The organism is Actinoallomurus vinaceus (genome assembly GCF_039542055.1).
Taxonomy (GTDB): domain Bacteria; phylum Actinomycetota; class Actinomycetes; order Streptosporangiales; family Streptosporangiaceae; genus Actinoallomurus; species Actinoallomurus vinaceus.
Window position 1 is genome coordinate 95,566 of record NZ_BAABHK010000003.1, and the last position, 25,089, is coordinate 120,654.

A 25,089-nucleotide genomic window follows, 5' to 3' on the forward strand; every position below is an offset into this window, starting at 1 on the left:
GAAGGGACAGGACCTGCCGTGACGACCGAGAAGATCGCCCTGTCCGGCGTTCAGGAGACGATGCTGGCGACCCTGTACGGCAAGGCGATGGAGAGCCGGTCCGCCGATCCGGTCCTCGTCGACGAGCAGGCCGAGCAGGCGGTCGACCGGATCGAGTACGACTTCTCCCGCCTGAAGGTGACCCGTAACACCGCCGTCTCCGCCGCCGTCCGCTCGCGGTATCTCGACGACTGGGCGCGCAGCGCCCTGGCGGAGCTTCCCGATGCGACCGTGCTGCACCTCGGCTGCGGCCTGGACTCCCGGGTGTACCGGCTGGATCCGCCGCCGACGGTCCGCTGGTACGACGTCGACTACCCCGATGTGGTCGCGCTGCGGCGCCGCCTGTACCCGGAGCGGCCCGGGTACCACCTGATCGCGTCCTCGGTGACCGATCCGGGCTGGCTGGCGGAGGTGCCCGACGACCGGTTCGGAGTGGTCATCGCCGAAGGTCTGACGATGTACCTCACCCGGGAGGAGACCGGGGACCTCTTCGAGCGCCTGACGTACCACCTGCCCGGCGGCGTGCTCATGTTCGACGCGTGGAACTCACTCGGCATGCGGGCCGGCGCCCGCCAGGGGGTCATCAAGGCATCCGGGGCGAAACTGGGCGGGTGGGGCATCGACCACCCCCACGACGTGGAACTCCTCGCGCCCGGCCTGACGTTCGTCGCCGAGCAGACGTTCTTCGACATCCCGGAGCTCGGCCGGTACGGGTGGCCGGTCCGGCTGGCCTGCCGCACGATGAACCGCATCCCGGCCATGCGGAACATGGGACGGCTTCTGCGGTACCGCTTCTGACCGACCCGGCGCGACCTGCGTGAATTCTGGGTTACATACCGTGTCGTCCGGTCTGCCCGGCTCCGGGCGCGCCAAGCTTGGAACGATCTCACGGTACCCCCTTCACGAGGAGCCCCGATGCTCAGGCGCTCACGGCTTTTCGGACGCAAGACCCGCGTCACGTTCAGCCTTCCCCTCGACCTGCCCGATGGTGTCGTCAGCGTGGTCGGCGACTTCAACGGCTGGGAGCCCGGCCGGCATGAGCTCGTCAGGCGGCGCAACGGCACGCGCAGCGTCTCGGTGACGTTCTCCCCCGGCGTCCACCGGTTCCGTTATCTGGCCACGGGCGGCGTGTGGTTCGACGACGACACCGCCGACCGCACCGACGACCACGGCTGCCTGATCGAGGTCTGATCCTTCCCCGTCATCCGCGCACCGCGTCGAGCACGACCCCGAGCAGCCGGTCCGGCTGCTCGGGGTCGTCGTCGTTCCGGGCGGTGGCCAGGGCGATTCCGACGACGAGCTGGAGCAGGTCCTCCGATGACAGGTCGGGCCGGGCCGCTCCCGACTCCTGGGCCCGCCCGAGCAGCCCCGCGGCCGCGTCCCGGATCCGCCGGTGGCAGTCGGCGCCCATACCGTCCAGTTCCTCGATCATCAGAGCGCTGCCGAGCCCCTGGTTGACGCGTGCGTGCACCAGGAACGCGCCCAGCCATTCGGTGAGGGCCTCGTACGGAGCGTCGGCGGCCATGAGGCGCTCGGCGTGCCCGCACAGGGTCCGGATCCGGTCCTGGAGGACCGCCGACAGCAACGCCTGACGTGTGGGGAAGTGCCGGTAGAGCGTGCCGGGTCCGACGCCGGCCCGCCGGGCGATCTCGTTGAGGGACGCCTCCGGTCCCGCCTCGGCGAACGCCTCCCGGGCCGCCGCGACGAGCCGCTCGTGATTGCGGCGCGCGTCCGCCCGCAGCGGGCGTTCCGTGACCGCCCGGCCGTTCCCCGTCGCCATGTCCGATCCCTTTTCCGGTAGCCAAGTGGAGAGGTTCTCCGTATTCTAACGGCGACGAACCGGAGAGGTTCTCCGGTAATTGTGTGAGGAGCTACAGATGACGGACGACGCGCGCCACGGGCTCGGCCGGGTCGGGGTGTGGACCTTCGCCTTCGACGGGCAGCCCGCCGGGCGGGTGCGGGACGCCGCCGCCGAGATCGAGGAGCTCGGCTACGGCGCCATCTGGTACGGCGAGGCGTTCGGCCGCGACACCGTGGGCCAGGCGTGGTTGCTGCTGTCCTCGACGCGGCGGATCGCCGTCGCGTCGGGCATCGCCAACATCGCGTTCCGCGACCCGATCGCCATGGCGACCGCGGAGCGCACGCTCGGCGACGCCTTCCCCGGCCGCTACCTGCTCGGTCTCGGCGGCCACCGGGTCGACGACACGATCCACGAACTCGACGGCTATCCCATGCCGGCGCGCGGCCGGGCGGCGGCGACCATGCGCGCGTACCTCGACTCCATGGACGCGGTCCCGCACCACGGCCCGGTCCCCGACCCGGCGCCGCGCCGGGTGCTCGCGGCGCTCGGCCCGAAGATGCTGGCACTGGCCGGCGAGCGCACCTGGGGCGCCCACCCGTACTTCGTACCGGTCGAGCACACCGTACGGGCCCGGCAGATCATGGGCCCGGACGCCTTCCTCGGGGTCGAGCAGGCGGTGGTGCTGGACACCGACCTCGGCCGGGCCCGCGACCTGGCCAGGGCCCACGTCGGCGGCTACGTCACGGCGGCCGCCCACCAGGAGGCGAACGTCCGGCGGCTCGGCTTCGGCGACAAGGACATCGCCGGCGGTCCGAGCGACCGCCTGGTGGACGCGATCGTCGCGTACGGCGACGTCAAGGCGGTCCACGAACGCGTACGGCAGCACCTCGACGCGGGCGCCGACCACGTCTGCCTGCAGGTCCTCACCGCCGACCCGGCCGCCCTGCCACTCCCCGAATGGCGCGAACTCGCCGCCCTGGCCGGCTGACCCGCCGACCGGCTGGCCGACCGCACGGCCGCCCGCGCAGCGGTCCGGCTGGCCGGCTGACCGCGCAGCGGTCCGGCTGGCCGGCTGACCGCGCAGCGGTCCGGCTGGCCGCGTCGACGACGCGGTGCCGGAAGCGCGTTCCACGAGGTACCACCCCTTCACCGCCGGCGAGCCCCCGGCCGCGGACGGGAAGCCGCAGGGCGTACGCCGGCGGCTGAGGGGAACCCGCAGGGCCCATGCAGGTGGCGCATCCGATCACCGCCGAACCCGTACGCACACAAACACAGCTTCCAGCGGGTGTTCCCGCAGGTGAGCGGAGATCACGGCACCGGTTTGTGTGCGACCGGATCCGGCCGCCCTCAGTCGGCCGACCGTGGGCCGGCGGTCGCGGACGGTTCGGCGGCGACGACCGGAGGGACGCCGCCGCGTACCTCCTCGAGGTACTCGGCGATGGCATCCCGGTTGCGGGTCAGGCACTCGACGCGCTCGGTCATGCGGTCGCGTTCGCGCTCCAGCGTCGCGATCATCTCCGGGGTGGCGTCCGGGAAATGAATGGACCGGGGCTTGTCGAGGCACGGCAGGATCTGCTTGATGATCCGCGTCGGCAGCCCGGCGTCGAGCAGTCCCCTGATCTGCATGACCCGGTCGACGAAGCGCGGGTCATAATCGCGGTAGCCGTTCGCGCAGCGCTCGGAGACGATCAGACCCTGCTCTTCGTAGTAGCGCAGCAGCCGCCGGGACGTCCCGGTGCGCTCTGACAGCTCGCCGATGCGCATGTGAACCCACCTTGCGTGGTCGCGACTTGACCTTCACATGTATGTGAGGGTTTGAGCATACGGGCATGTCCCTCCGCAACACAGAGCGACCTGTCCATTCACCTACCGACAACGGCCCGCTCCCCCTGTCCGCGCTGCTGGCGCTGGCGACCGCCGTCTTCATCACGAGCCTGACCGAGACGCTGCCCGCGGGCCTCCTCCCCGCGATGAGCGGGGACCTCCATGTCAGCGAGTCCGCGACCGGGCAGCTGGTGACCATCTATGCGATCGCGACGGCGCTGACCGCGATCCCCCTGACCGCCGCCACGGCGGGATGGCGACGCAAGCGCCTGCTGCTGACCGCGATGGCGGGCTTCGCCGCCGCCAACACGGTCACGGCGGTCTCGGCGAACTACCCAGTGACAATGGCGGCCCGGTTCGTCGCCGGAGTGGCGGCGGGCCTGGCCTGGGCGCTGCTGGCCGGATACGCCCGCCGCCTGGCCCCGGCCCACCTCCAGGGCCGGGCGATGGCCATCGCCATGGCCGGCATCCCGATCGCGCTGTCGCTGGGCGTGCCCGCCGGGACCTTCCTCGGCAAGGCGCTGAACTGGCAGACGGCGTTCCTGAGTATGACCGCGCTCACCGTCGTCCTCATCGCCTGGATCGTCGCGGCCGTCCCCGACCATCCGGGCCAGGGCCGACACGACCGGACCCCCATCCTGGCCGCGCTGCGCGTCCCCGGCGTGACCCCGGTCCTGTTCGTCACGCTGGTGTTCGTGCTCGCCCACACGATCCTCTACGCGTACATCGCGACCTTCCTCGACCGGCACGGCATGGGCAGCTCCACCGACCTGGTGCTACTGGTGTTCGGCATCGCCTCCATGGTGAGCATCTGGGTCGTCGGCGCCCACATCCACCGCCGGCTGCGAACCCTCACCATCGCCGCCACCCTCTTGGTCGCCGCGGCCGCCGCCGTCCTGGCCGGGTTCGCCGGCAGTCCCGCCCTCGTGTACGGCGCCGCAGCGCTGTGGGGGCTCGGCTGGGGAGGCGTGCCCACGCTGCTGCAGACCGCCGCGGGTGACGCGGGCGGCGACCAGGCCGACGCCGCCCAGGCCATGCTCGTCACCCTGTGGAACGTCGCCATGGCCGGCGGCGGAATCATCGGCGGCATCCTCCTGGACCGCTTCGGCCCGGCATCCTTCCCGTGGAGCCTCCTGGCGCTCCTCGCTCCGGTCCTGTTGGTCGTCGCCGCAGCCCGCACCCACGGCTTCCCGGTGAAACGCTCCACCGCGTGAACGTTCACCCTGCGCGACTTTCTGTATTCGATCCGGCGCGGACGGTGACATGCTGGGCAGATGCCCTTCGCGAAAGTGCCCTCCGTACGCCTGCGCCGGATCGGGTCGGCGCTGCGCAAGGCCCATGAAGAGAACGGGATGACCGTGGACACGGCCAGCCGCCGCTACGGCCGTTCCACGGGCTGGCTCAGCACGCTCGAGAACGGCCTGCACGCCGTCGACCCACAGGAGCTCGCCGACCTGCTCGACTTCTACGGCGTCCCCGACGGCCCCCTCCGCGAGTCCCTCATCCACCTCGCCAGGCACGACCCCGGCAAGAACTGGCAGCGAGCGAGAGAAGGACGGATCTCTGCGGCCGCACTGGACCTCGCAAGCCTCGAGGAAGACTCTGCCTTGATCCGCAACTTCGAACCGAGCGTCATTCCCGGCCTGCTTCAGACAGAGGAGTACGCGTGGGCCTTGATGAAGGCGGGTCTACGCAGCCCAGCGAGAAACAACTCCGAACTAGTGAGGTTCCGGATGGACCGTCAACGAATCCTCACCCGAACGGACCCGCCTCGCTTCGAGGCAGTCATCGGCGAGGCCGCTTTAAGACAGCAGGTCGGCGGTACATCTGTCATGCGCAAACAACTCCGCCACCTCATCGAGAAGCTTGGGTCAAGCCGAATCGCGATCTACGTGCTTCCATTTTCCGCTGATGCCCATCTCGGCATCGCCGGGTCGTTCGATCTCCTGACACTCCGGCCACCAGGCGAGCTGACGGTAAGCCTGGTGGAAGACTTCACGCAGAGCAACTTTGTCGAGGACGACAGGGAGGTCGCCATCTTTGAGAGGATCTTCAGCTACTTCAAGGACGCCTCCCTGGACGAAAGGTGTTCGCTTCGACTCATCGAACAGATACTGTCGGCAACATGAGCAGCTTCGATCTGGCCGATGCGGTCTGGCACAAGAGCGTTCATAGCGGATCCGACGAGGGTAACTGCGTCGAGATCGCCGTGGTTTCCAACACATGACCAGCCCTGATTCAGCTAGAGAGACCTGGCGCAAGAGCGTCCGTAGCGGATCCAACGAAGGCAGTTGCGTCGAGGTGGCTGTCCACGTGGAGAGAACGAAGTGAGTTCGCCGGAGCAGGCCCCTGCTGCCTGGCGGAAGAGCACCTTCAGCGGCTCAAATGAAAGCGACTGCGTCGAGGTGACGTCCTGGACGGTCGCCTGACGTCTCGACGACGCTGGAGGCTACATTCGGGCGCATGGAGGGTGAGGTCGGGGCGTTTCCGCCGTGTCCGATCCGTGGAGTTCAGGCGCGCTATGTGCGCCAGACGAGCTGTCTCAGTGACGTCGCAATCGTCGTCGTGGACTTCGAACCGTGGGAGGAGGGCTTCACGTTCGAGGTCGCCGACAGCGTCACGGTCGAGGATCATTTCCGCCATCAGCTGCCTGGATTCCACGCCGCGCTGGTCGAAGGCATCCGGGAGGAGCTGGCGGAGAAGGTGACCGACGTGCCGCTGGCGCTCGCGGTCGTCCTGCGGGGCATCCGCGTCCACGAGACGGACTCTCGGGACGAATCCTTCCGGATGGCCGGACGCGTCGCCGTACGGGAGGCGCTCCTCCGGCTGAACGGCCCGCCGCCACGACCCGAGCGTCGCCGCGCGCGGCCGTCGTGACGGCCGATGTAACACTCTTGCGGGCCGTGTCGTCTCAAGGGCATGAGAATCGCTGTCGCTGGAGGAACGGGGACGCTCGGCCGGCACCTGGTCGAGGAGCTGCGTTCGCGCGGACATGACGTACGGGTGCTGAGCCGGAGCGCGGAGAAGTACCGGGTGGACCTGAGGACCGGAGAAGGGCTCGACGAGGCCCTGGCGGGATGCGAGGTCGTGGTCGACGCGGCCAACGCGTCGAAGCGGGCGGCGGACACGCTCGTCGAGGGGTCACGGCGGCTGCTGGCCGCGGAGGAGAAGGCGGGCATAGGGCACCATGTCTGCGTGTCGATCGTCGGCTGCGACCGGGTTCCGATGGCCTACTTCCAGGTGAAGGCCGAGCAGGAGCGGGTGGTCGAAGAGGGCCGCGTGCCCTGGACGATCGTGCGCGCGACGCAGTTTCACGAGCTGGTCGACGCCACGTTCGCGTCGGCCGCGCGGTGGCGGGTGCTGCCGGTGCCGCGAGGCCGTCTGCAGTCCGTCGCGGTCGCCGAGGTGGCGCGGGCGGTCGCCGATGTCGCGGAGGGGGCTCCGTACCGGCGGCGCGTCGACGTGGCCGGTCCGGAGGTCGCCGGCATCCGGGATCTCGCCCGGACCTGGCGGTCGGTGACGGGCCGCCGTGTTCTGCCGCTGCCGCTGCCGTTGCCCGGCGGGATCGGGCGGGCGCTGCGCGCCGGTGCGCTCACCAGCGATCGGCCCGACGTTCGCGGAACGACGCGGTTCGCGTCGTGGCTGGAGGCGGAGAGGCGATGACGGCGGCGCGGTCGAACCGTGACGGGAGAGCCGATCAGGACGAGCTCGCGCGGGCGTTCGAAGCGGAGCGGCCGCGGCTGCTCAACGTGGCGTACGCGACGACCGGGTCCCTGGCCGAGGCGGAGGACTGCGTGCAGGAGGCGTGGCTGCGCCTTCGCCGGCTCGACGACCCCGGCCAGGTCCGCGATCTGCGCGCCTGGTTGACGACGACCGTCGGCCGGCTGGCGCTCGACGCGCTGGGCAGCGCGCGGGCGCGGCGCGAGCGGTACGTCGGCCCGTGGCTGCCCGAGCCGCTCGTCAAGGACGTCGGCACGGACGATCCAGCGGACCGGGTCACGCTCGACGAGTCGGTCAGCATGGCGCTGCTCGTCGTCCTCGAACGGCTGTCACCGGCAGAACGGACGGCGTTCCTGCTCCACGACGTGTTCGGGCTGTCCTTCGGCGACGTCGCCGAGGTCGTGGGCCGGAAGCCGGGAGCGGTGCGCCAGCTGGCCTCACGCGCGCGGCAACACGTCGAGCAGGGGCTGCCGCGTTTCCCACCCACGTACGCCGAGCAGCGGAACGTGGTCGCCGCGTTCGCTGCGGCGTGCCAGGACGGTGACCTGGAGGGACTCGTCGCGGTGCTCGATCCCGAGGTCACGTGGCGGAGCGACGGCGGCGGCAAGGTCTCGGCGCTGCACCGTGTCGAGCGGGGCGCGGAGAACGTCGCACGGAAGCTGCTGGCGTTCACCCGCCGCCCGATCGACGACGTGCGGATCGCGGAGATCAACGGTGCGCCCGGGCTCGTCATGCGGGACCCCGACGGCGTGCTGAACGTCGTCGCGTTCACCGTCGACGGCGGCCGGATCGCAGCCCTCGACGTCATCCGGAACCCCGACAAGCTGACGGCCGTCCGCTCCTGAACGACCCGCCGCCGCAACCCGCGCGTCGCCGCGCACGGCCATCGTGATCACTGATGGTCACAGCGTTCTCGAGGCTGTCGCCTCTGAAGGACCCATCGGGCGGGCCGCCGGTCCCGGTGAGGCCCGGCGGCCGCCGGGCCTCACAGACTGGTCAGGTCCACCGCTTCCGCCATGGCTCGGTAGCCCGCGTCGTTCGGGTGCAGGTGGTCGCCGGAGTCGTACGCGGGAAGCATCGCGAGCGGGGCGGCCGGATCGCGGATGACCGCGTCGAAGTCGACGACGCCGTCGAACGTGCGGCTGGTGCGGATGTAGGCGTTGACCGCCTCGCGTGTGGCCTCGAGCGTGTCGTCGTACACCTGCCAGCCCTTGAACGGCAGGATCGTCGCGCCGATCACCTTGATGCCCCGCGCGTGGGCGCGGGCCGCGATGGTCTCGTACGCCGCCTCGAGCTTCGCCGGGTCGGTCTGGTGCGGGCTCTGCTGGATGTCGTTGATCCCTTCGAGGACGATGAGGGTACGGACGTTCGTCCGCGACAGGACGTCCTCGTCGAACCGGGCGAGCGCGTTGACGCCGAAGGATCCGCCGTCGAGCAGGAGCCGATTGCCGCTGATGCCGGCGTTGAGCACGCCCAGGCGCCGCACCGGCGGTAGGGCGCGGATGCGGTCGGCGAGGTAGTCCGGCCAGCGGTGGTTCGCCCCGACGGTCGATGCGTAGCCGTCGGTGATCGAGTCGCCGAGGACGGCGAGGCTGCCGCGCGCGGGCGGGTTCAGGACGTCGACGCCGGTGAGGTAGTACCGCTGCCCGACCGTGCCGGTGTAGGCGTCACCGGACACGTCCCGCGCGTGGTCGCCGCCGGGGGCGTAGTACGAGACCTGCTCGGCGAGCGAGTGTGTGGTCACCGGGCCCGCGACGGCGGGCAGGTAGACGGTGACGAGCAGGTCCGTTCCGGGCCGTACGGCCAGCGGGGTCGGGTCGGTGACCAGGTCCGCTCCGGCCGGCACGGAGGCGGATCGCGCCCCGTGGACGGTCACCTCGCGTACGGTGCCGGGGACGGCCGCCGCGCCGTCCTCGCCCGCCCGGACGGCGACGGTGACGTGCCCGAGGGGCAGCGCCTCGGTGCCGAACCTGTTCGACAGCCGGATCCGTACGGCCGCGCCGCCCGCGCTGAGGTGCACGATGTTCCGGAGCGAGGAGCCCGACAGCGTGCCGGCCGGAGCGGTCACGCCCTGGGCCGGGGACGCCTCCCAGGAACCCACCCAGCCGCGCCCCGGATGCGTGCCGTGCGGGCTCGCCGGATGCGGCGCCGCCTCGGCCGTGGGTGTGGCCGCCATCCCGCATGCCAGGAGCACCGCCGCCGCGAGGACACGCCCCCGGAGACGCCCCCACCTCGTTCCACTCGCCGGTACGCGCAGCATCGAACCACCTGCCTTGATCGGAAAGCGTTTTCCGGACGGAACGTAAAACGCTCTTCCGATCGGGGCAATAGGGCGGTCCACTATCGGCCGCGAGGCTCGTCGGCGCGGCATCGCCGCGTCTCGCTACGCTCTCTGGCGGCGAGGCCGTAGCGCAGAGGTCGTCGCGCCTGACTCCAGATCAGGAGGACGCCGGTTCGAATCCGGCCGGTCTTCGCCCCCACATTCGTTACGCTCACCCCCGGCAGGGCCGTAGCGCAGAGGTCGTCGCGCCTGATCTGCAATCAGGAGGACGCCGGTTCGAATCCGGTCGGTTCTGTCACTCACACCGGCCGATCCCGGCGGTCGACACCGGCCGCCGACGGGGCCGGTCGACGCGCCGAGCAGCGCGTTCCTCCTGTTCGATCCCGAAGTGTCCGGGTTGTTCGCTACGCTCTCTCGCGGCAGGGCCGTAGCGCAGAGGTCGTCGCGCCTTACAGCGGGTTGGAGGACGCCGGTTCGAATCCGGCCGGCCTTGCCCTTTTTCGTGGTCCGATCGGGGGGGTGTCAGTGGTCGTCGATCCCGAGCGACCCGGGACCCCACCGGACGGATCCGGCACCGCCCCGGATCAGGCCGAGATCGACGCGTGCCTGCGAGTGCTGGCCAGGGCCCGTGCGGTCCATCCGGACGACCCCGGCTGGGCAGCCGTGCACGAGGCCGCCGCGCAGCTGTATCGCGCGGGCAAGAAGGCGCGGAAGGCGTCCCGGCACGCCGACCGCAGGCGGTACGACCACGAGGCGACCGCCACCGCGACCCGTTACCGGGAGCAGGATCCCACGCCCGAGCCCGGCCCGCCGCACGACCGGCCCGCGCCCTCGGCGCGACCGGACCGGAGCGTGACGGCCGTCCGAGCGCTCTCCGGTGGGAGAACATCCGTCTCGCCGAGCGGCGGCGCCGAACCACAGCCCGGGGCTCCGGGCAACCCGCCCGCGGGGGCCGGGCGGCCGCTGGTCAAGGCGCGGCGCTGCTACGTCTGCAAGACGCACTACCGGCTCGTTCACTCGGAGTACCACCTCCTCTGCCCGCCGTGTGCCGAGGAGAACCTGGCCCGCCGGCACGCTCGCTGCGATCTGCGCGGCCGCCGTGCGATCGTGACGGGTGGGCGGGTGAAGATCGGTTTCCAGCTCGCGCTGAAGCTGTTGCGCGACGGCGCGGAGGTGCTGGTGACCACGCGCTTCCCGCGTGACGCCGCGCGCCGGTTCGCGGCCGTCCCCGACGCTCCCGACTGGCTGGACCGGCTCCGCGTGCACGGGGTCGACCTGCTCGACCTGGCCGCCGTGGCAGGCCTGCTGGAGGCCGTGCACCGGGAGTTCCCGTCCCTGGACATCCTCGTCAACAACGCGGCCCAGACGATCCGCCGCCCGGCCGCGTACCACCGTGAGGTGCGCGCCGCCGAGAGCGAACCCCTCACCGGCCTCGCCGCCCGGATCGACGTGAGCGATACAGCGGCCGTCGGCGACGCTTCGGCACCCTTCGGATCGGCGCCCGCCACCGGCGCCTCCATGCTCCTCGGACCGGCGACCACGCCCGGCGCGCCCTCGCCGCCCCATCCGGGCGCCACGCCCGGCACGCCACCGATCTCCCATCCGTCGGCGACGCCCGGTGCACTCCCACGGCCCCATCCGCCGACCGCGCCCGGCGCGTCCTCGCTCTCCGATCCGGCGGCCGTGACCGGCGAGCCCGCGCCCGGGCTCTCGGCCCGCTCCCCCGACGGCATCGGAGCGGACGACGGCACGCCGGTCGTCGCGACATGGGACGACACGCTCGAGGCGCTGTTCCCCGCCGGGCGTACGGACGAGACAGGGCAGCCGCTCGACCTGCGCGGCACCAACAGCTGGAGCCTCCGGCTGCACGAGGTGGACCCGGCCGAGTGGCTGGAGGTTCAGCTGATCAACTCCTTCGCGCCGTTCCTGCTGACGTCGCGGCTGCGCGGCCTGCTGGAGGCGTCGCCGTGGCCGGACCGGTACGTCGTGCAGGTGTCGGCGATGGAGGGCAGCTTCTCCCGGGACCACAAGACCGTGCGTCATCCGCACACGAACATGGCCAAGGCCGCGCTGAACATGCTGACCCGCACCTCGGCGGCCGACTACGCCGCCTCGGGCATCTCCATGAACAGCGTGGACACCGGCTGGGTGACCGACGAACGCGCCCATCCGGGCAAGACCGCGCAGCGGGAGGCGGGGTTCCGCCCGCCGCTGGACGTCATCGACGGCGCCGCGCGGGTCTACGACCCGATCGTGCGCGGGGTGGGCGGGGAGCGCCTGTCCGGCCTGTTCCTGAAGGACTACCGACCGGTGGATTGGTGATGATGGAGCCGACGCCCGTACGCTGCCCCGCGATCGAGCATCCCGACGTGCCGCCCGCCGACCCGGCGGACCTCGCGCCGCTGCTCGCCCGCCTCGCCGACCCGGCCCCGGTGACGGCGGACGAGACGTTCCCGCTCGGTGCCGTGCGCCCGGACGGCCGGGTGGACCTGTGCAAGCAGGGCCTGGGCCCGGCGGGCGCGGCCCTGCTGCTCCCCGTCGCCACCGCCTCGCCGCACGCCGCCCACCTGCTGCTCGGCACGAACGCGATCGGGGACGACGGAGCCCGGACGGTCGCGGACGCGCTGGTCCCCGGGCACGGTGTGGAGACGGTGTACCTCGGCTGCAACCGCATCGACGCGGCCGGTGCGGAGGCGCTCGCCGACCGGCTGGCGGACGACACCACCGTTCGCGCCCTGTGGCTGAAGCGCAACCCGGTACGGGACGACGGGGTGCGGGCACTCGCCGCGATGCTGCGCCGGAACACCACGCTCCGCACGCTCGACCTGGTCAACACCGGGCTGACCGTGGAGGGGCTGCGGGCGCTGCTGGCCGCGCTCGCCGAGCGGCCGGTGCCCGTCGAGCGGTTGTTCCTCGGCGGCAACGGGCTCGGTCCCGAGTCGGCCGCGACCCTGGCGGCGCTGGTCCGCGACGCGGGCGTCCGCGAGCTGTACCTCGCCGCCAACCACCTCGGCGACGCCGGGGCCGCGACGCTCGCGGCGGCCGCCGATCCGGCCCGGCCGGTGCGCCTCGGTCTCGGCGGCAACGGCATCGGCCCGGACGGCGCGCGGGCGCTGGCCGGCGCGCTCCACGGCATCGAGTCCCTCGACCTGGGGCGCCCGCCGTCCGAGCGCAGCCTCGGTGCCCCCGCCAACGCCACCGGCGACGCCGGGGCGGCGACGCTGGCCGCCGCGCTGCCCGGCAGCCCGCTGCGGCGGCTGGAGCTGCGCCATACGGGGATCACCGGCCGCGGCGCGAAGGCCGTGCTGGCCGCCGTGCCCGACGACACGCGCCTGGAGTACGTCGGGTTCGGGCCGGGCGTGCCCCGCCGGGTGAAGCGGGCCCTCGCACCCCGCCTGCGGCCCGCCGCCGGACCGCACCCGGACGTGCACGCCATCGGAAGCCTCTACCGGTGAGCCGCGTTCCCGCCCCGCCGGTCGCGGTCCCGCCCCGGCCGCCGTCCCGGTCGCATCCGCCGCACGAGGCGTCGCGGCTGCGGCGGGTCCGGCGGTACGCCGTGCCCCGCTGGATGATCGAGCAGGCCACCGAACGCCGGCTCGCCGGAGACTGGCGCGGCGCCTGCGCTGCGGCCAACGTCGACGTCGCGTTCGACCTCGCCGACGTCACGCGAGAGCACGGCGACACGGTCGCGGCCACGCTCGAGGACGAACTGCTCCACCTGGCGCCCGACCTGGTGCGCTGGCACCTGCCCCGCCTCGATCGGGGCCACACGACGCTCGTCCCGGACCGGACGGTGGTCCTGAGCCTCCCTGCGGGCTCAGCCGCCCTGTACGTCAGGACGCCCCGGTGGATGACCCACGGGCCGCAGCGGCTGACACTCTGCTTCGGGGACGTGCCCACCGGGCAGATGTACCTGGAGACCGACCTGCCGTACGCCGCGTTCTGGCGCAACGTCGTCGAGGACTGGAGCAGCGCGCGGCACCTGTGGGACGTCCGGCGCACCGGCGAGCTGCGGGAACGCTGCGGCGGCGATGAGACCCGGACGCCCTTCTTCGAGGGCGACGGCACCCCGCGCACGAATCTCCCCGGCTCCCCACCCGGTCCCGCCGACCTGGCGGCGCACACCGAATGGGTCACCCTGCTGCACGAGAAGGGCGAGGTCGAGGCGGCGTTCGCCGCCGCCGGGATCGACCTGGACACCACTCCTGTGGAGCTCGAGTCCTACTTCAGCGTGTCGGAGGTGGAGGCGCTCGACGTCTTCGAGCGGATGCCCCTGGCCCTGACCCGGCTGGAACCGGAGCTCCGGCGGCTCGCGGCCCGGTCGGGGCGAAACCGGTTCTGGATCCCGCACTGGCAGTACACCGCCGTCGTGTTCGAGCTGGACGACGCCGGGCCGGGCGTATGCGCGCGCGTGACCCCGTTCGACATCGCTGAGGGCATGGAGGACGCCGAGGTGCTGCCGGAGGCGTGTTGGCGCCGCCTTCCCGACCTGGACCTGCTCCGGGACGGGCGCACGCCCCCGGAGCAGCTGCACCCGCTCGTACGGGAGGCCCTGTTCCCCGCCCGGGCGGTCGCCGACGGCCCGATCGGACCGCCCGACCCCGAGCCCCCCGTCCCGGTCCGCGTCCGATGCAAGGGCGTGTGGCACGAGGTGTCGTCCCGCGACGGTGTCCTCCACATCCCGCACGACGAGGAGGAGCAGCGGCGAGAGAGCGCACTCCGCGCGTTCGGCGGCGCGATCTCGGGCTGCTTCGCCGCACGGGAGGCGTGGACGTCGGGGACCGGACGGCTGCCGAAGGGACTGCGCGCCCAGCGGGACGAGCTGTTCGCGCGGGTCCGGCACGGCGACGTCCCGGGAGTGCTCGCGCTGCTGGACGCCGGCGTCGATCCCCGGGTGCGCGACGTCCGAGGGCGTACGGTGCTCCACCTGATGCACCTGATGGAGACAGGCGTCGATCCCCGCGTCCACGGTCCCCGCCGGCGAGAGGTCCTCCACACCCTCGGCCTCCTCGACCATGACGGGTTGCTCGCCCGGCTCCTCGCCGCAGGCGTCGACATCGAGGCCAGAGAAATGGACCAGCAGCGCACGCCGCTGTTCACGGTGATCTGCGGCGACGGCTCGGTGGCGCTCGTCCGGGCCCTGCTGGCCGCCGGGGCCCGGATCGACGTGACCGGTGAGTTCCACGGCGAGGAGTTGTCGCTCTACCGGCTCATCGAGTGGCAGGGGCGTACCGACCTCGATTTCATCACCGAGCGGATCGAACGCGAGTACCCGGAGCTAACCGAGGAATATTGAACGTCATCGGCACTGCCCACACCACGCGCCGCCGGACGCGGCCGAAGTCCTACGGCCCGGAGGCTGCGGGTCGGCTCCGGCGGATCCGGCGATACGCCGTGCCCCGCTGGATGATCGAGCAGGCCACCGAACGCCGGCTCGCCGGAGACTGGCGCGGCGCCTGCGCGGCCGCCGGCGTCGACGTCGCCTTCGACCTCGCCGGCGTCGCCGACGAGCACGGCGACGCGATCGCCGCCGCGCTCGAGGACGACCTGAACCACTTCGCACCCGACCTGCTGCGGTGGCACGTGCCCCGGGACGTGATGGGCGAGCGGACGACGATCCGCGCCGACCACCAGGTGGTGCTGAGCGGCCACGGGGACCGGTCCACGACCGCTCCGTACCTCCACGTGGCGACGCCCGGGTCGCCCGTCGCGCCACAGCGCCTCGTCCTGCGCTTCGGCCGGGTCGACGAGCGGGACGGGCCGTGGGCCGCGTGGCGTGTGCACGACTGGACCGACGCACGGCACCTGTGGGACGCCCGGCGCACCGATGAGCTTCGCGAACGCTCCGGCGGTGGGGACCGCGCGCCGTTCTTCGAGGCCGACGGCGGCCCGCGCACGGCGCTCCCAGCGGCCGTGCCCGGCCCCGGCGATCCAGCGGCGCACACCGAATGGGTCACCGCTCTGCACGACCGTGGCGAGATCGCGGCGGCGTGCGTCGCCGCCGGGATCGACCTGGACGCCACCCCGTACACCACCCGCCGGTCCTACCGGGTGGAACCCCCGGCCGTCCTGGAGAGGCTGCCCGTGGCCCTGTCCCGCCTCGAGCCGGAGATCCGGCGGCTGGCGGACCGGGGCGACGGGAGCCACTACCAGATCTTGACCCTGCACTCCTGGAGCGGCGCCCTCCTCCTGGAGATGCTCGACGGCGGCGGCCTGCGCGCCCGCCTCGCCGACCAGGAGGAGGCCGTCGGCGTCCCCGTGCTCCCCGAGGCCTGCTGGCGGCGGCTGCCGGACCTCGACGCGCTACGGCACGGCGACACCGACCCGGAACACCTGCACCCGCTGGTCCGCGCCGCGCTGTTCCCCCGCCGGGCGGACCCGGGCGGCCCGATCGGGCCCCCGGATCCCGAGATCCCGGCCCCCACACGGGTCCGGTGCCGCAGGGACTGGCACGTCGTCGCGTTCCGCGACGGCGTCCTGCGGGTGCCGCACGGAGAGGACGAGCAGCGGCGGGAACGCGCCATGGAGGCGCTCGGCGGCACCGTCACCGGCTGCTTCTCCGTGGTGCCGCTGGTGCGGTCCGGCAGGGGCCGGCTGCCGAAGGTGCTGCGCGAGCAGCGGCGTGAACTGTTCGCCCGCGCCGAGCATGGGGACACGCCGGGAGTGTTGCGACTCCTGGACGCCGGGATGGATCCCCACATCCGCGACGGCGGGCGACGCACGCTCCTGCACCTGCTGCCCCTCCTCGACCATGAGGCGCTGCTGCCGAGGCTCCTGGCTGCGGGTCTCGACATCGAGGCCCGGGACGACCGCGAGTACACCCCGCTGCACGTGGCGGTCGGCGGCGGATCGGCCGGCCTCGTACGGGCGCTGCTGGCCGCCGGGGCGCGGCTCGAGGCCGTGACCCAGGACAAGAGCACGCCGCTGCTCGTTGCCGTGAGCGGCTCGGCTCCGGTCACGGTGGTCCGGGAGCTGCTGGCCGGTGGGGCGCGACTGGACGTCACCGACCGCTGGGGCGCGTCGGTGCGCGACTACATCCATCTGTCCAAGCGACGCGACCTGACCTTCCTCAAGAAGGAGCTGGACCGCGACCACCCCGGCGTCGGCGACGGCCGGTGGCCGTGGCCTTTCGAAGACGAGGAACCGTGAACGCCGACGACATCCCCGGCAAGGACCCGCTGGCCGCCGCGGACGAGCTGGTCCGCCGCCTCCAAGCGCCGCGGACGGAGCAGGCGGCCGACCCGCAGCTGGAGGCGCTGGCCCTCGCGGTCTCGGCGAACCTGCCCGTGCTGCTGTGGGGCGAGCCCGGCATCGGCAAGTCCGCCGGCCTGCGGCAGCTGGCCGACTCGCTCGGCGTCCCGCTGGAGACGGTCATCGCCAGCGTGCACGAGCCGTCCGACTTCGCCGGCCTGCCCATCGTCGGCGACGACCCCGCGACCACGGGCGTGCCGATGGCCCCGCCGGACTGGGCGGTCCGCCTGACCACGGCAGGGCGCGGCCTCGTGTTCTTCGACGAGCTGTCCTCCGCTCCCCCGGCCGTGCAGGCCGCGCTGCTGCGCGTCGTCCTCGAACGCCGCGTCGGCAGCCTGACGCTCCCCGAACCGGTCCGCGTGGTCGCCGCCGCGAACCCGCCGTCGAGCGCCGCGGACGGCTGGCACCTCAGCCCGCCGCTGGCCAACCGGTTCGTCCACCTGCGCTGGACCCACGACCCCCGGACGGTAGCGCGCGGCATGGCGGGGACCTGGCCGGCCGTGTCCCTGCCGCGCGTCGACCCGTCCCGCGTGCCGAGCGCGGTCGCGCGCGCCCGCGGGGTGATCGCCGGGTTCCTCACGGCGCGGCCCGGCCTGACCCACAGCCTGCCCGGTGACGCGGAGAGCCGCGGCGGCGCGTGGCCGTCGCCGCGTACCTGGGAGATGGCGCTGCGGCTGCTCGCGGTCGGGTACGCCACCGGCGCGGACGACAAGGCGGTCGCGGCCGCGCTGATCGGCGCCGGCGGCGACGGCGCCGGGATGGAGTTGCTGACCTACCTCGAACAGCTCGACCTGCCCGACCCGAACCGCGTCCTCGCCGATCCGGACGCCTTCGCCCTGCCGGCGCGCGGCGACCGGCAGCTCGCGTTCCTGACCGCCGTGGTCTCGGCCGTCCAGACCGACCTGACCCGGCGGCGCTGGGAGGCCGGGTGGACGGTGCTGGCCAAGGCGGTAGACGCGGGGGTTCCCGACATCGCGGCCCGGGCCGCCGCCGACCTGGCGGCGCTGCGCGACACCGACTGGGCGGTGCCGAGCGGCATCGACGCCTTCGTCGACCTGCTGCAGCTGTCCGGGGCCCTGCCGGGAGGCGGCTGAGCGATGGCCGAGCTCGACCGGGTCAAGCTGCTCGCGGCACGGTACCGGGCCGCGACCGACCGGCCGTACCTCGCGTCCGCGCTGTACTCGCTGACGGTCGTGCCGAGCAGCCGAGTGCCGACGATGGCCGTCGACCGGCACTGGCGGTGCTACGTGTCGTCGGCGTTCGTCGCGGAGACGCCGGTGCCGGAGCTCGCGGGCGTCTGGATCCACGAGGTGGCGCACCTGCTGCGCGACCACCACGGCCGCGCCGAGCGGCTGCCCGCCGCCGACCAGTCCGACCGGCTGCGCATCAACGTGGCCCAGGACTGCGAGATCAACGACGACCTGCTCGCCGACGGGCTGGCGCTGCCGGACGGGCGCGTGGAGCCCCGGGCGTTCGGTCTCGACGCGGGCGGGCTGTTCGAGGAGTACCTCCTCCACCTGCCCCGATCGGCGACGTGCTCCGACTGCGGTTCCGGAGCCCACGGGACGCCGGGCGACTGGGAGATCGCCGGATCCGGGGGGCCCGGCGTCAGCCCGGTCGAGGCCGAGGCGCTGCGGCGGCACACCGCCGAGGCGATGCGCGGACACCAGCGCAGCCGGGGCACCCTTCCGGCGGGCTGGCGGCGCTGGGCCGACCAGGTCCTCGAACCGACCGTCGACTGGCGCCGCGTGCTCGCCGGCGCCGTACGCGAGGCGGTCGCCTGGGCGGCCGGAGCGGTCGACTACACCTACCGGCGCCCGTCCCGCCGCAGCGCCGCGCTGCGCGGTGTGGTCCTGCCGAGCCTGCGCCGCCCGCTGCCCGCCGTCGCGATCGTGGTGGACACCTCCGGGTCGATGGGCGAGGACGAGCTCGCGGAGGCCCTGGGCGAGGTGACCGGCGTGCTGCGTGAGGTCGGCGCCGGCGGCAACCGGGTCACCGTGCTGGCCTGCGACGCCGACGTCCACGCCGCGTCCAGGGTGACGTCCGCGCAGCAGGTCACCCTCGCCGGAGGCGGCGGCACCGACATGCGGATCGGCATCGAGGCCGCCCTCGCCCTGCCCGAACGGCCCGGCGTCGTGATCGTGCTGACCGACGGCTACACGCCGTGGCCCGAGGAACCCTCGTCGGCCCGCCTCATCGCCGCCCTCATCGGCGAGGACGCCCCGCCCCCGCCGGCCTGGGTCGAGACGGTCCGCGTCACCGACCGGCGTTAGCCTGGTCAGGCCAGATGATCGACAGAAGAGGCGGGTCGCGATGAGGACACGACGCGAACGCCTGCGGGCCGAGCTCGACCGTGACATCCGGGCGTCCGCGCGCCGGCTGCTCCAGGCCGACGGGCCGGCCGCGATGACCATGGCCGCCATCGCCCGCGAGGTCGGGGTCACCGCGCCCGCGATCTACCGGTACTACGAGAGCCACGACGACCTGGTCCGCGCGGTCGCCGCCGACCTGGTCGAAGACCTGGTGACGACGCTGACGGCGGCCGCCGATCCCTCTCGCGACCTGCTCACGCGGGTCACCGGCGCCACCAACGCGATCCGCTCCTGGGCCCAGGAGCATCCTTCGGAGTTCACCTTCCTCTTCGGGTCTCCCAGCGGGAGCAGGGCGCAGGGCGAGATCTCGGCCGACTGGGTGGTGCGGCTCGCCCACCTCTTCGGCGGACTGTTCGAGGAGATCTGGCGGCAGCGGCCGTTCCCCGTCCTCTCGGACGAGGAGCTCGTTCCGGCGCTGCGCGACGAGCTCGCGAGCTACCGCAGGACCACCGGGCTCGACCTCCCGCTCGGCGCGATCTGGGTCCTGCTGACCTGCTGGCAGCGGATCTACTCCGTGGTCTGCCTGGAGATCTTCGGCCATCTCGGGGTGGGCATCGACGATCACGGCCCGCTGTTCGACCAGATGCTCGTCGAGCTGTGCGCCCTGATCGGCCTCGAGTACGACCCGTCAACGCGCTGAGCTAGGGGGTGTCCGGTGGATCTTTGTCCGGCTGCGCGCCGCTCGCTACGAACAAGACCCACCGGACACCCCCTAGCCGGCGGCCGCCTGGAAGACCAGGGAGTGATCCTCCTGCTCGACGATGGCGCCGTAGGGGCCGACGAGTGAGGGGGCGGCGCCCGGCGAGGTCTCGCGGTCATGGCCGGTACGGGCGTCGACGACGACGGGGCCGTTGGCGGTGGTCCCGTAGACCGCGCCGTGCCACACGGCGGTGAGCGTGGGCGGCGTCCTGCCATCCTTCGGCAGCTCCCACAGCGGCCGCGCCGTGGCAGCGTCGAAGGCCATCATCCGGTGGCTGTTGTGGCAGACCGTGACCGACCGGCCGTCGTGCGCGCACTCGTAGCGGAGGCTCTGGTCGGGGAACCGGAAGCGTCGCCGTCCCGTGGAGATGTCGAGGAGCCCGTCGCCTCCGTCCCCGGCGAACAGCGCGACCAGCGCCGGCCCGGCGGGATCCGCCTCGTAGGTGTGGGTCGAGACCGGGGCCGTGCTCCAGCGGATCCGGTTCGTCGTCGCGTCGATGCCCTGCAGGCGATAGGTCCCACCGCCGAAGATGCCGGCGGAGCGTACCGTTCCGATGACGACGACCCGCCCGCCGGACGCGGTGACCGCGACCGTCCCGCGCCGGGTCCAGCGGATCCGGTGCGCCGCCGGGTCGACGACCACGACGGCGTCGATGCCCGAGCCGCTCAGCCCGATCGCGATCGTCTGATCGTCGGCGCCGACGATCTCATATCCGCTGACGTCCGCTCCCGCCAGGCTCGGCGGCAGCGGCAGCGCGTCGTCGCCGAGGGTCCTCCCGGTGGAGGCGTCGGCGACGAGGACCTCGAGCGCGGGGGCGGGGGGCGTGGTGCCGTGGCCCGGTAGCTCCCCGGCGAACAGTCCGATGACCCGCTCCCGGCCGCCCGACGACGAGAGGAAGGGCCTGGTGGACCGGCGGGCGACGGTCACGCCCGCCCGGGTCGGGGCGCTCCACGCGATGTCGCCGGTGGTCACGTCCACCGCCCGCAGCCCCGCACGGTCCTGGAAGTACGCCAGGCGCCCGGCCATCACCATCTCGCCCGCGCCCGGCCCGTCGGCCGTGGCGGCGGACAGCAGCGGACGGCCGGTCGCCGCGAACCTCACGGGCGGATCGAAGTGCGGCACGTCCTGGGCGGCCGGCGCCCTGGACCTGCCCGCCTCGGCCCGCGGCGCGTCATCTCGCCCGCACGCGGCCAGGGCGAGTGCCAGGGCCGCCGCGGCCAGGGCCGCTGTGATCCGGGTGGGGGTCGCCGACGCTGGAACGTTCCCGCGTGACCTGTGCTTCATCCGACCTGCCTTCGGTCCGCCTCCGTGAATGGCCGTAGATATGTTAATGGCAATAACTCAGTTTTGTGGAATAACCGTTGCCTTGGGAAGGTCCTTGCGGCATGTCCGGATCTCCGTGAAACCATGACCTCTATCTGAGGCCCGGGCCATCGCGGACGAAAGGCGTGAGTGTGAACCTTCGGGAGATCCGGTCCTTGATCAGGCTCGAGCCGTTCGAGCGCGACCCGGTACGACGGCGGCTCGCCCACTGCCACGACCTCGACGACCTGCGCCGGGTCGCCCGCCGCCGCACCCCCAGGGCCGTGTTCGACTACGTCGACGGCGGCGCGGACGACGAGATCAGCATGGCCGCCAACGTCGAGGCCTTCCACCGGTGGCGGTTCACGCCCCGGTCCCTCAACGACGTGTCCTCCGCCGACACGGCGACCCGGCTGTTCGACCGGCCGGCCGCACTGCCGCTCGTCCTCGCGCCGACCGGCTACACCCGCATGATGCATCCGGTCGGCGAGCCCGCCGTCGCCCGCGTGGCCGCCCGCCGCGGGGTCCCGTACACGCTGTCCACGGTCGGCACCACCTCCGTGGAGGACCTGGCGGCCACCGCGGGCCATCCGGACCTGTGGTTCCAGCTGTACGTGTGGAAGGACCGCAAGACCAGCTGGGAGCTGGTCGAGCGCGCGGCGGCGGCCGGCTACCGCGTGCTGGAGGTGACCGTCGACACGGCCGTGTCCGGGCACCGCGGCCGCGACGTGCGCAACGGGCTGACCATCCCGCCGAGCCTGACCGTCCGCACCGTGCTCGACCTCGGTTCCCGCCCCGGCTACTGGACCCGGATGCTCCGCTCCCCCGGCCTGGAGTTCGCGAACCTCACCGGCGCGAACGGCGTGCCCGGCTCGGTGACGATGGAGAACATGGCGGACCAGTTCGGCCCGGTGACCTGGGAGGACATCGCCGAACTGCGGCGGCGCTGGTCCGGCCCGCTCGTCGTGAAGGGCCCGGTCGGCCCGGACGACGCCCGCCGCGCCGTGGACGCCGGGGTGGACGGCCTTCACCTGTCCAACCACGGCGGCCGCCAGCTCGACCGGCTCATGCCGCCGATCGACACCCTTCCGGACGTACGCGCCGCGATCGGCGACGACGTGTGCGTCCTCGTCGACTCCGGCATCCGGCACGGCGCCGACCTCGCGGTCGCCGTGGCGCTCGGCGCGGACGCCGGGGCGATCGGCCGCGCGTACCTCTACGGCCTGATGGCCGGCGGCATCCGCGGCGTCGACCGCGCCCTGGAGCTGCTGACCGCGCAGTTCACCCGCACGCTCCAGCTGCTCGGCGTCTCCTCCGTCCAGGAGCTCCGGGCCCACGGCCCCGAGCTCCTCCGCCGAGAGCCGCGCTGAAGCCCGGGGCGCCGGCGGGCCGGCCGGTGAAGCTCCTCGCGATCGCCGGTGTCGCGGGCGATCGCGAGGCCCGGTCACGCGACCAGGCGCAGCCAGGCCGCCGCGAGCGCGGCGTGACCGGCCGGCGTCGGGTGCACGCCGTCCGCGGCCCAGTACTCCGGCCCGGTCGTCGCGGCGAGCTCGGCGAACATGCCGTCGGCGGCGAGCAGGTGCGCGCCGTACTCGCGGGCGAGCTCGCGCACGACCTGGATCTTCGGGTCCAGGTCGGCGCGCCACTTCTTCCGGTCCTCCACGCCCATGTGCGCGTCGCCGACCTCGATGAGGCCGCGGACCGGCAGGAGGAACGGCTCGATGAGGATCAGGTCGGTGCCGGCCTCGGCGAGGGACGCGAGCAGGCGGTCGTAACCTGCCGCGAAGTCCTCCGCGGGGATCACGTAGCCGTCCGGATCGTACGCGTGCCAGCCGACGTCATTGATGCCGACGAGGATCGACACCACGTCCGGGCGCGCGTCGAGCACGTCCGCCTGCCATCGGGGTTCGAGGTCCATCACCTTGTTGCCCGCGATCCCGGAGTTCAGCCAGGTCACGGCCCGGTCCGGGTGCCGGAGTCCCCACTCGCCCGCGACGCGGAGCGGGTAGCCGAACCCGAGGCCCTGTTCGCTCTCCAGCCGCTGGCAGTCGGTGATCGAATCGCCGGTGAACATCACGGTGCTTCCCGGTCGGATGGTGATCGTCATGTGTGCTCCTGAAACTCGGTTGATGAACGGAAATTCGCGCTTGTAGCGCCCACGGGAACGAAACGGGCACGGGGTGGCCGCTTCAGATCGCCGGACCACCGAACCAATGGCCGGCGGCCCGCTCGAACGCTTCACGATCAGGGTCGCGATCACCTGCCCAGGCGACGATGCCGTCGGGTCGGACCAGCACGGCCCCGAATCCGAGGTCGTTTCTCGCCGGCCCGGCCACATACCGGATCCGGCTCTCCCAGCCCATCGCCGAACCGCGCAGGCGCCGGTCGATGCTGAAATCGAGCGCGACGCCTCGTCCGTCCTGCAGCAGGTCGCCGAGGCGGGTGCCGTCCTCAAGACGAAGGTCCGGGGCGTTACGGCCGACCAGCGGCTGCTTGCTGCCGAGGTCGTAGCGGACCGACGATCCCGACAATCTGTCGAACACGTAGGTCGTTCCGTCACGGGTCCCGATCAGGTCGCGAATCAGTCCTTGGACCGCCTGGGCATGCGGGTCCGGCCTCATGGCCGCCACCTGGGCGCGCGACCAGTCGAGCACCCTCGCGCCGATCGGATGGCGCTCGCGGGTGTAGGTGTCGAGCAGCCCGTCCGGCGCGTACCCGTGCACGGTCGCCGCGAGCTTCCATCCCAGGTTCATGGCGTCGCCGATGCCGAGGTTGAGTCCCTGCCCGCCGAGGGGGGAGTGGATGTGCGCGGCGTCGCCCGCGAGCAGGACGCGTCCCTGCCGGTAGGTCGTCGTCTGCATCGCCCGATCGGTGAAGCTCGAGGCGAGATGGACATCGCTCAGCGTCACGTCGGTGCCGGATACACGGCGCAGAACCGCCTGGAGATGGTCGCGAGTCGGCTGCTGAGAGCGATCGAACGCACCGCCGTCGAAGTCCATCATGCCGATGTGCCCGTTCACGCGCGTCTGCAGGTACATGCCCGTCGACGTCAGGTTGAACCCAGGGCGCAGCTTTTCGGGATCGGCGATGGTGGCGTGCATGGTGTAGCCGGTGAACTGCGGCTCGGTGCCGACGAAGTCGAAGCCCGCGAGCCCGCGTACCGTGCTGCGTCCGCCATCGCAGCCGACGAGCCAGCGCGCCGCGTACTCGTGCTCGCCGGCTTGCGCGACCACGCGCTCATCGTCCTGCGCGATGGCCGAGACGACGACGCCGCGCCTGACCTCCACGCCGAGCTTGGACGCCCGCTCGGACAGCACCGTCTCGACCGCTTCGAGGCTCGTCAACACGCCCTCCAGGGCCGGGCCGGCAAGCCGGAACGGCAGGGCGGCGACGTCGACCTTGGCCGGATCGAGGATCATGCCGGCGAAGTGGCCCGCGCTGCGCGGGGGTGGCGGCTCGTCCGCGTCGGGGTTCGTGCCGGGATCGTCGTGGACGCCCGAGGCCGTCAGCAGCGGGTGCAGCATCCCGCGGCGGTAGAACGCCTCCACCGACCCGGCGGACAGGCCCCGCATCCCGAGCGGTTCCGCCTTCCACGGGGAGCGGGGCTCCGGCTCCCGCTCGAGCACCAGGACAGAACAACCCGCGAGGCCAAGCTCGCAGGCAAGGAACAGACCGACCGGGCCAGCGCCCACGATCACTACGTCATGCACGAGAACTCCCCTTCCGAAGCCTGTTCTCTTCAGGCACGCAGAGACTGACGCGGGCCGCTCACACGGGGCACACACGGCGCTGACATGGG

25 protein-coding genes and 3 tRNA genes are annotated in these 25,089 nt (G+C 72.7%); 22 read left to right on the top strand and 6 right to left on the bottom strand.

Annotation, left to right across the window (positions count from 1 at the left end; translation table 11 throughout):
- Positions 1-18 precede the first annotated feature (18 nt).
- Positions 19-837: a class I SAM-dependent methyltransferase gene (locus tag ABEA24_RS11585; protein ID WP_345430734.1), complete on the top strand. Its 819-nt coding sequence runs from the start codon at positions 19-21 to the stop codon at positions 835-837.
- Between the two features lie 117 nt (positions 838-954).
- Complete coding sequence (locus ABEA24_RS11590) at positions 955-1,230, top strand: early set domain-containing protein (protein ID WP_345430735.1); 276 nt, start codon at positions 955-957, stop codon at positions 1,228-1,230.
- Between the two features lie 10 nt (positions 1,231-1,240).
- Here ABEA24_RS11590 and ABEA24_RS11595 read toward each other — a convergent pair whose 3' ends face one another.
- Complete coding sequence (locus ABEA24_RS11595; RefSeq protein WP_345430736.1) at positions 1,241-1,819, bottom strand: TetR/AcrR family transcriptional regulator; 579 nt, start codon at positions 1,817-1,819, stop codon at positions 1,241-1,243.
- A 97-nt stretch (positions 1,820-1,916) separates the two neighbouring features.
- Between ABEA24_RS11595 and ABEA24_RS11600 the strand changes: the two genes are divergently transcribed.
- Entirely contained in the window at positions 1,917-2,828 is a 912-nt protein-coding gene (locus ABEA24_RS11600) for a TIGR03620 family F420-dependent LLM class oxidoreductase (protein WP_345430737.1), read from the top strand.
- Between the two features lie 359 nt (positions 2,829-3,187).
- On the opposite strand, the gene ABEA24_RS11605 is transcribed toward ABEA24_RS11600, so the two are convergent.
- Positions 3,188-3,604, bottom strand: a complete 417-nt coding sequence (locus ABEA24_RS11605) for a MerR family transcriptional regulator (RefSeq protein ID WP_345430738.1) — start codon at positions 3,602-3,604, stop codon at positions 3,188-3,190.
- Between the two features lie 65 nt (positions 3,605-3,669).
- Here ABEA24_RS11605 and ABEA24_RS11610 point away from each other — a divergent pair, with 65 nt between their 5' ends.
- The 8 genes from ABEA24_RS11610 to sigJ are packed head-to-tail and all read left to right on the top strand — an operon-like array spanning position 3,670 to position 8,229.
- Positions 3,670-4,878: an MFS transporter gene (locus ABEA24_RS11610; RefSeq protein WP_345430739.1), complete on the top strand. Its 1,209-nt coding sequence runs from the start codon at positions 3,670-3,672 to the stop codon at positions 4,876-4,878.
- A 60-nt stretch (positions 4,879-4,938) separates the two neighbouring features.
- Positions 4,939-5,793: a helix-turn-helix domain-containing protein gene (locus ABEA24_RS11615; protein ID WP_345430740.1), complete on the top strand. Its 855-nt coding sequence runs from the start codon at positions 4,939-4,941 to the stop codon at positions 5,791-5,793.
- The gene (locus ABEA24_RS11620; RefSeq protein ID WP_345430741.1) at positions 5,790-5,891 is read left to right on the top strand and encodes a DUF397 domain-containing protein; all 102 of its coding nucleotides are present in this window, start codon (positions 5,790-5,792) and stop codon (positions 5,889-5,891) included. The genes ABEA24_RS11615 and ABEA24_RS11620 overlap by 4 nt, the downstream gene beginning before the upstream one ends.
- Positions 5,888-5,995: a DUF397 domain-containing protein gene (locus ABEA24_RS11625; RefSeq protein WP_345430742.1), complete on the top strand. Its 108-nt coding sequence runs from the start codon at positions 5,888-5,890 to the stop codon at positions 5,993-5,995. The genes ABEA24_RS11620 and ABEA24_RS11625 overlap by 4 nt, the downstream gene beginning before the upstream one ends.
- Positions 5,992-6,093 carry a DUF397 domain-containing protein gene (locus ABEA24_RS53475; protein WP_425551170.1) on the top strand — a complete coding sequence of 34 codons (102 nt, stop codon included), beginning with the start codon at positions 5,992-5,994 and terminating at the stop codon, positions 6,091-6,093. Before ABEA24_RS11625 ends, ABEA24_RS53475 begins: the two co-directional genes overlap by 4 nt.
- Before the next feature lie 34 nt (positions 6,094-6,127).
- Positions 6,128-6,541 (top strand): hypothetical protein, encoded by a 414-nt coding sequence (locus tag ABEA24_RS11630; protein ID WP_345430743.1) that lies wholly within the window; start codon positions 6,128-6,130, stop codon positions 6,539-6,541.
- Positions 6,542-6,583: 42 nt separating this feature from the next.
- Complete coding sequence (locus tag ABEA24_RS11635; protein ID WP_345430744.1) at positions 6,584-7,327, top strand: SDR family oxidoreductase; 744 nt, start codon at positions 6,584-6,586, stop codon at positions 7,325-7,327.
- A complete protein-coding gene (gene sigJ, locus ABEA24_RS11640; RefSeq protein WP_345430745.1) occupies positions 7,324-8,229 on the top strand; it encodes an RNA polymerase sigma factor SigJ in 906 nt (301 codons plus the stop codon). Before ABEA24_RS11635 ends, sigJ begins: the two co-directional genes overlap by 4 nt.
- Positions 8,230-8,369: 140 nt before the next feature.
- Here the strand turns inward: sigJ and ABEA24_RS11645 are convergent, their stop codons facing one another.
- Positions 8,370-9,644 carry an SGNH/GDSL hydrolase family protein gene (locus ABEA24_RS11645; protein WP_345430746.1) on the bottom strand — a complete coding sequence of 425 codons (1,275 nt, stop codon included), beginning with the start codon at positions 9,642-9,644 and terminating at the stop codon, positions 8,370-8,372.
- Between the two features lie 140 nt (positions 9,645-9,784).
- Between ABEA24_RS11645 and ABEA24_RS11650 the strand changes: the two genes are divergently transcribed.
- The 10 genes from ABEA24_RS11650 to ABEA24_RS11695 all read left to right on the top strand — a co-directional run bounded on the left by ABEA24_RS11650 (position 9,785) and on the right by ABEA24_RS11695 (position 19,928).
- Positions 9,785-9,858, top strand: a tRNA-Trp gene (locus tag ABEA24_RS11650).
- Positions 9,859-9,887: 29 nt separating this feature from the next.
- Positions 9,888-9,960 (top strand) — tRNA-Ala (locus tag ABEA24_RS11655).
- A gap of 126 nt (positions 9,961-10,086) precedes the next feature.
- Positions 10,087-10,158: transfer RNA gene (locus tag ABEA24_RS11660), tRNA-OTHER, on the top strand.
- Positions 10,159-10,184: 26 nt separating this feature from the next.
- Entirely contained in the window at positions 10,185-11,987 is a 1,803-nt protein-coding gene (locus tag ABEA24_RS11665) for an SDR family NAD(P)-dependent oxidoreductase (protein WP_345430747.1), read from the top strand.
- The gene (locus tag ABEA24_RS11670; RefSeq protein WP_345430748.1) at positions 11,987-13,120 is read left to right on the top strand and encodes a leucine-rich repeat domain-containing protein; all 1,134 of its coding nucleotides are present in this window, start codon (positions 11,987-11,989) and stop codon (positions 13,118-13,120) included. Before ABEA24_RS11665 ends, ABEA24_RS11670 begins: the two co-directional genes overlap by 1 nt.
- The gene (locus ABEA24_RS11675) at positions 13,117-14,961 is read left to right on the top strand and encodes an ankyrin repeat domain-containing protein (RefSeq protein WP_345430749.1); all 1,845 of its coding nucleotides are present in this window, start codon (positions 13,117-13,119) and stop codon (positions 14,959-14,961) included. The genes ABEA24_RS11670 and ABEA24_RS11675 overlap by 4 nt, the downstream gene beginning before the upstream one ends.
- Positions 14,958-16,814 (top strand): ankyrin repeat domain-containing protein, encoded by a 1,857-nt coding sequence (locus ABEA24_RS11680; RefSeq protein ID WP_345430750.1) that lies wholly within the window; start codon positions 14,958-14,960, stop codon positions 16,812-16,814. The genes ABEA24_RS11675 and ABEA24_RS11680 overlap by 4 nt, the downstream gene beginning before the upstream one ends.
- The gene (locus ABEA24_RS11685; RefSeq protein WP_345430751.1) at positions 16,811-18,010 is read left to right on the top strand and encodes an AAA family ATPase; all 1,200 of its coding nucleotides are present in this window, start codon (positions 16,811-16,813) and stop codon (positions 18,008-18,010) included. The genes ABEA24_RS11680 and ABEA24_RS11685 overlap by 4 nt, the downstream gene beginning before the upstream one ends.
- Before the next feature lie 3 nt (positions 18,011-18,013).
- The gene (locus ABEA24_RS11690; RefSeq protein WP_345430752.1) at positions 18,014-19,189 is read left to right on the top strand and encodes a vWA domain-containing protein; all 1,176 of its coding nucleotides are present in this window, start codon (positions 18,014-18,016) and stop codon (positions 19,187-19,189) included.
- Positions 19,190-19,229: 40 nt separating this feature from the next.
- Positions 19,230-19,928, top strand: coding sequence for a TetR/AcrR family transcriptional regulator (locus tag ABEA24_RS11695; RefSeq protein ID WP_345430753.1), 699 nt, complete (start codon positions 19,230-19,232; stop codon positions 19,926-19,928).
- A 72-nt stretch (positions 19,929-20,000) separates the two neighbouring features.
- Here ABEA24_RS11695 and ABEA24_RS11700 read toward each other — a convergent pair whose 3' ends face one another.
- Positions 20,001-21,272, bottom strand: coding sequence for an outer membrane protein assembly factor BamB family protein (locus ABEA24_RS11700; RefSeq protein WP_345430754.1), 1,272 nt, complete (start codon positions 21,270-21,272; stop codon positions 20,001-20,003).
- 164 nt (positions 21,273-21,436) lie between these two features.
- Here ABEA24_RS11700 and ABEA24_RS11705 point away from each other — a divergent pair, with 164 nt between their 5' ends.
- Positions 21,437-22,660: an alpha-hydroxy acid oxidase gene (locus tag ABEA24_RS11705; RefSeq protein ID WP_345430755.1), complete on the top strand. Its 1,224-nt coding sequence runs from the start codon at positions 21,437-21,439 to the stop codon at positions 22,658-22,660.
- 74 nt (positions 22,661-22,734) lie between these two features.
- On the opposite strand, the gene ABEA24_RS11710 is transcribed toward ABEA24_RS11705, so the two are convergent.
- On the bottom strand, positions 22,735-23,397 hold the full coding sequence (locus ABEA24_RS11710; RefSeq protein WP_345430756.1) for an SGNH/GDSL hydrolase family protein: 663 nt from the start codon (positions 23,395-23,397) through the stop codon (positions 22,735-22,737).
- A gap of 82 nt (positions 23,398-23,479) precedes the next feature.
- Positions 23,480-25,000: an FAD-dependent monooxygenase gene (locus ABEA24_RS11715; protein ID WP_345430757.1), complete on the bottom strand. Its 1,521-nt coding sequence runs from the start codon at positions 24,998-25,000 to the stop codon at positions 23,480-23,482.
- Positions 25,001-25,089: the final 89 nt, after the last annotated feature.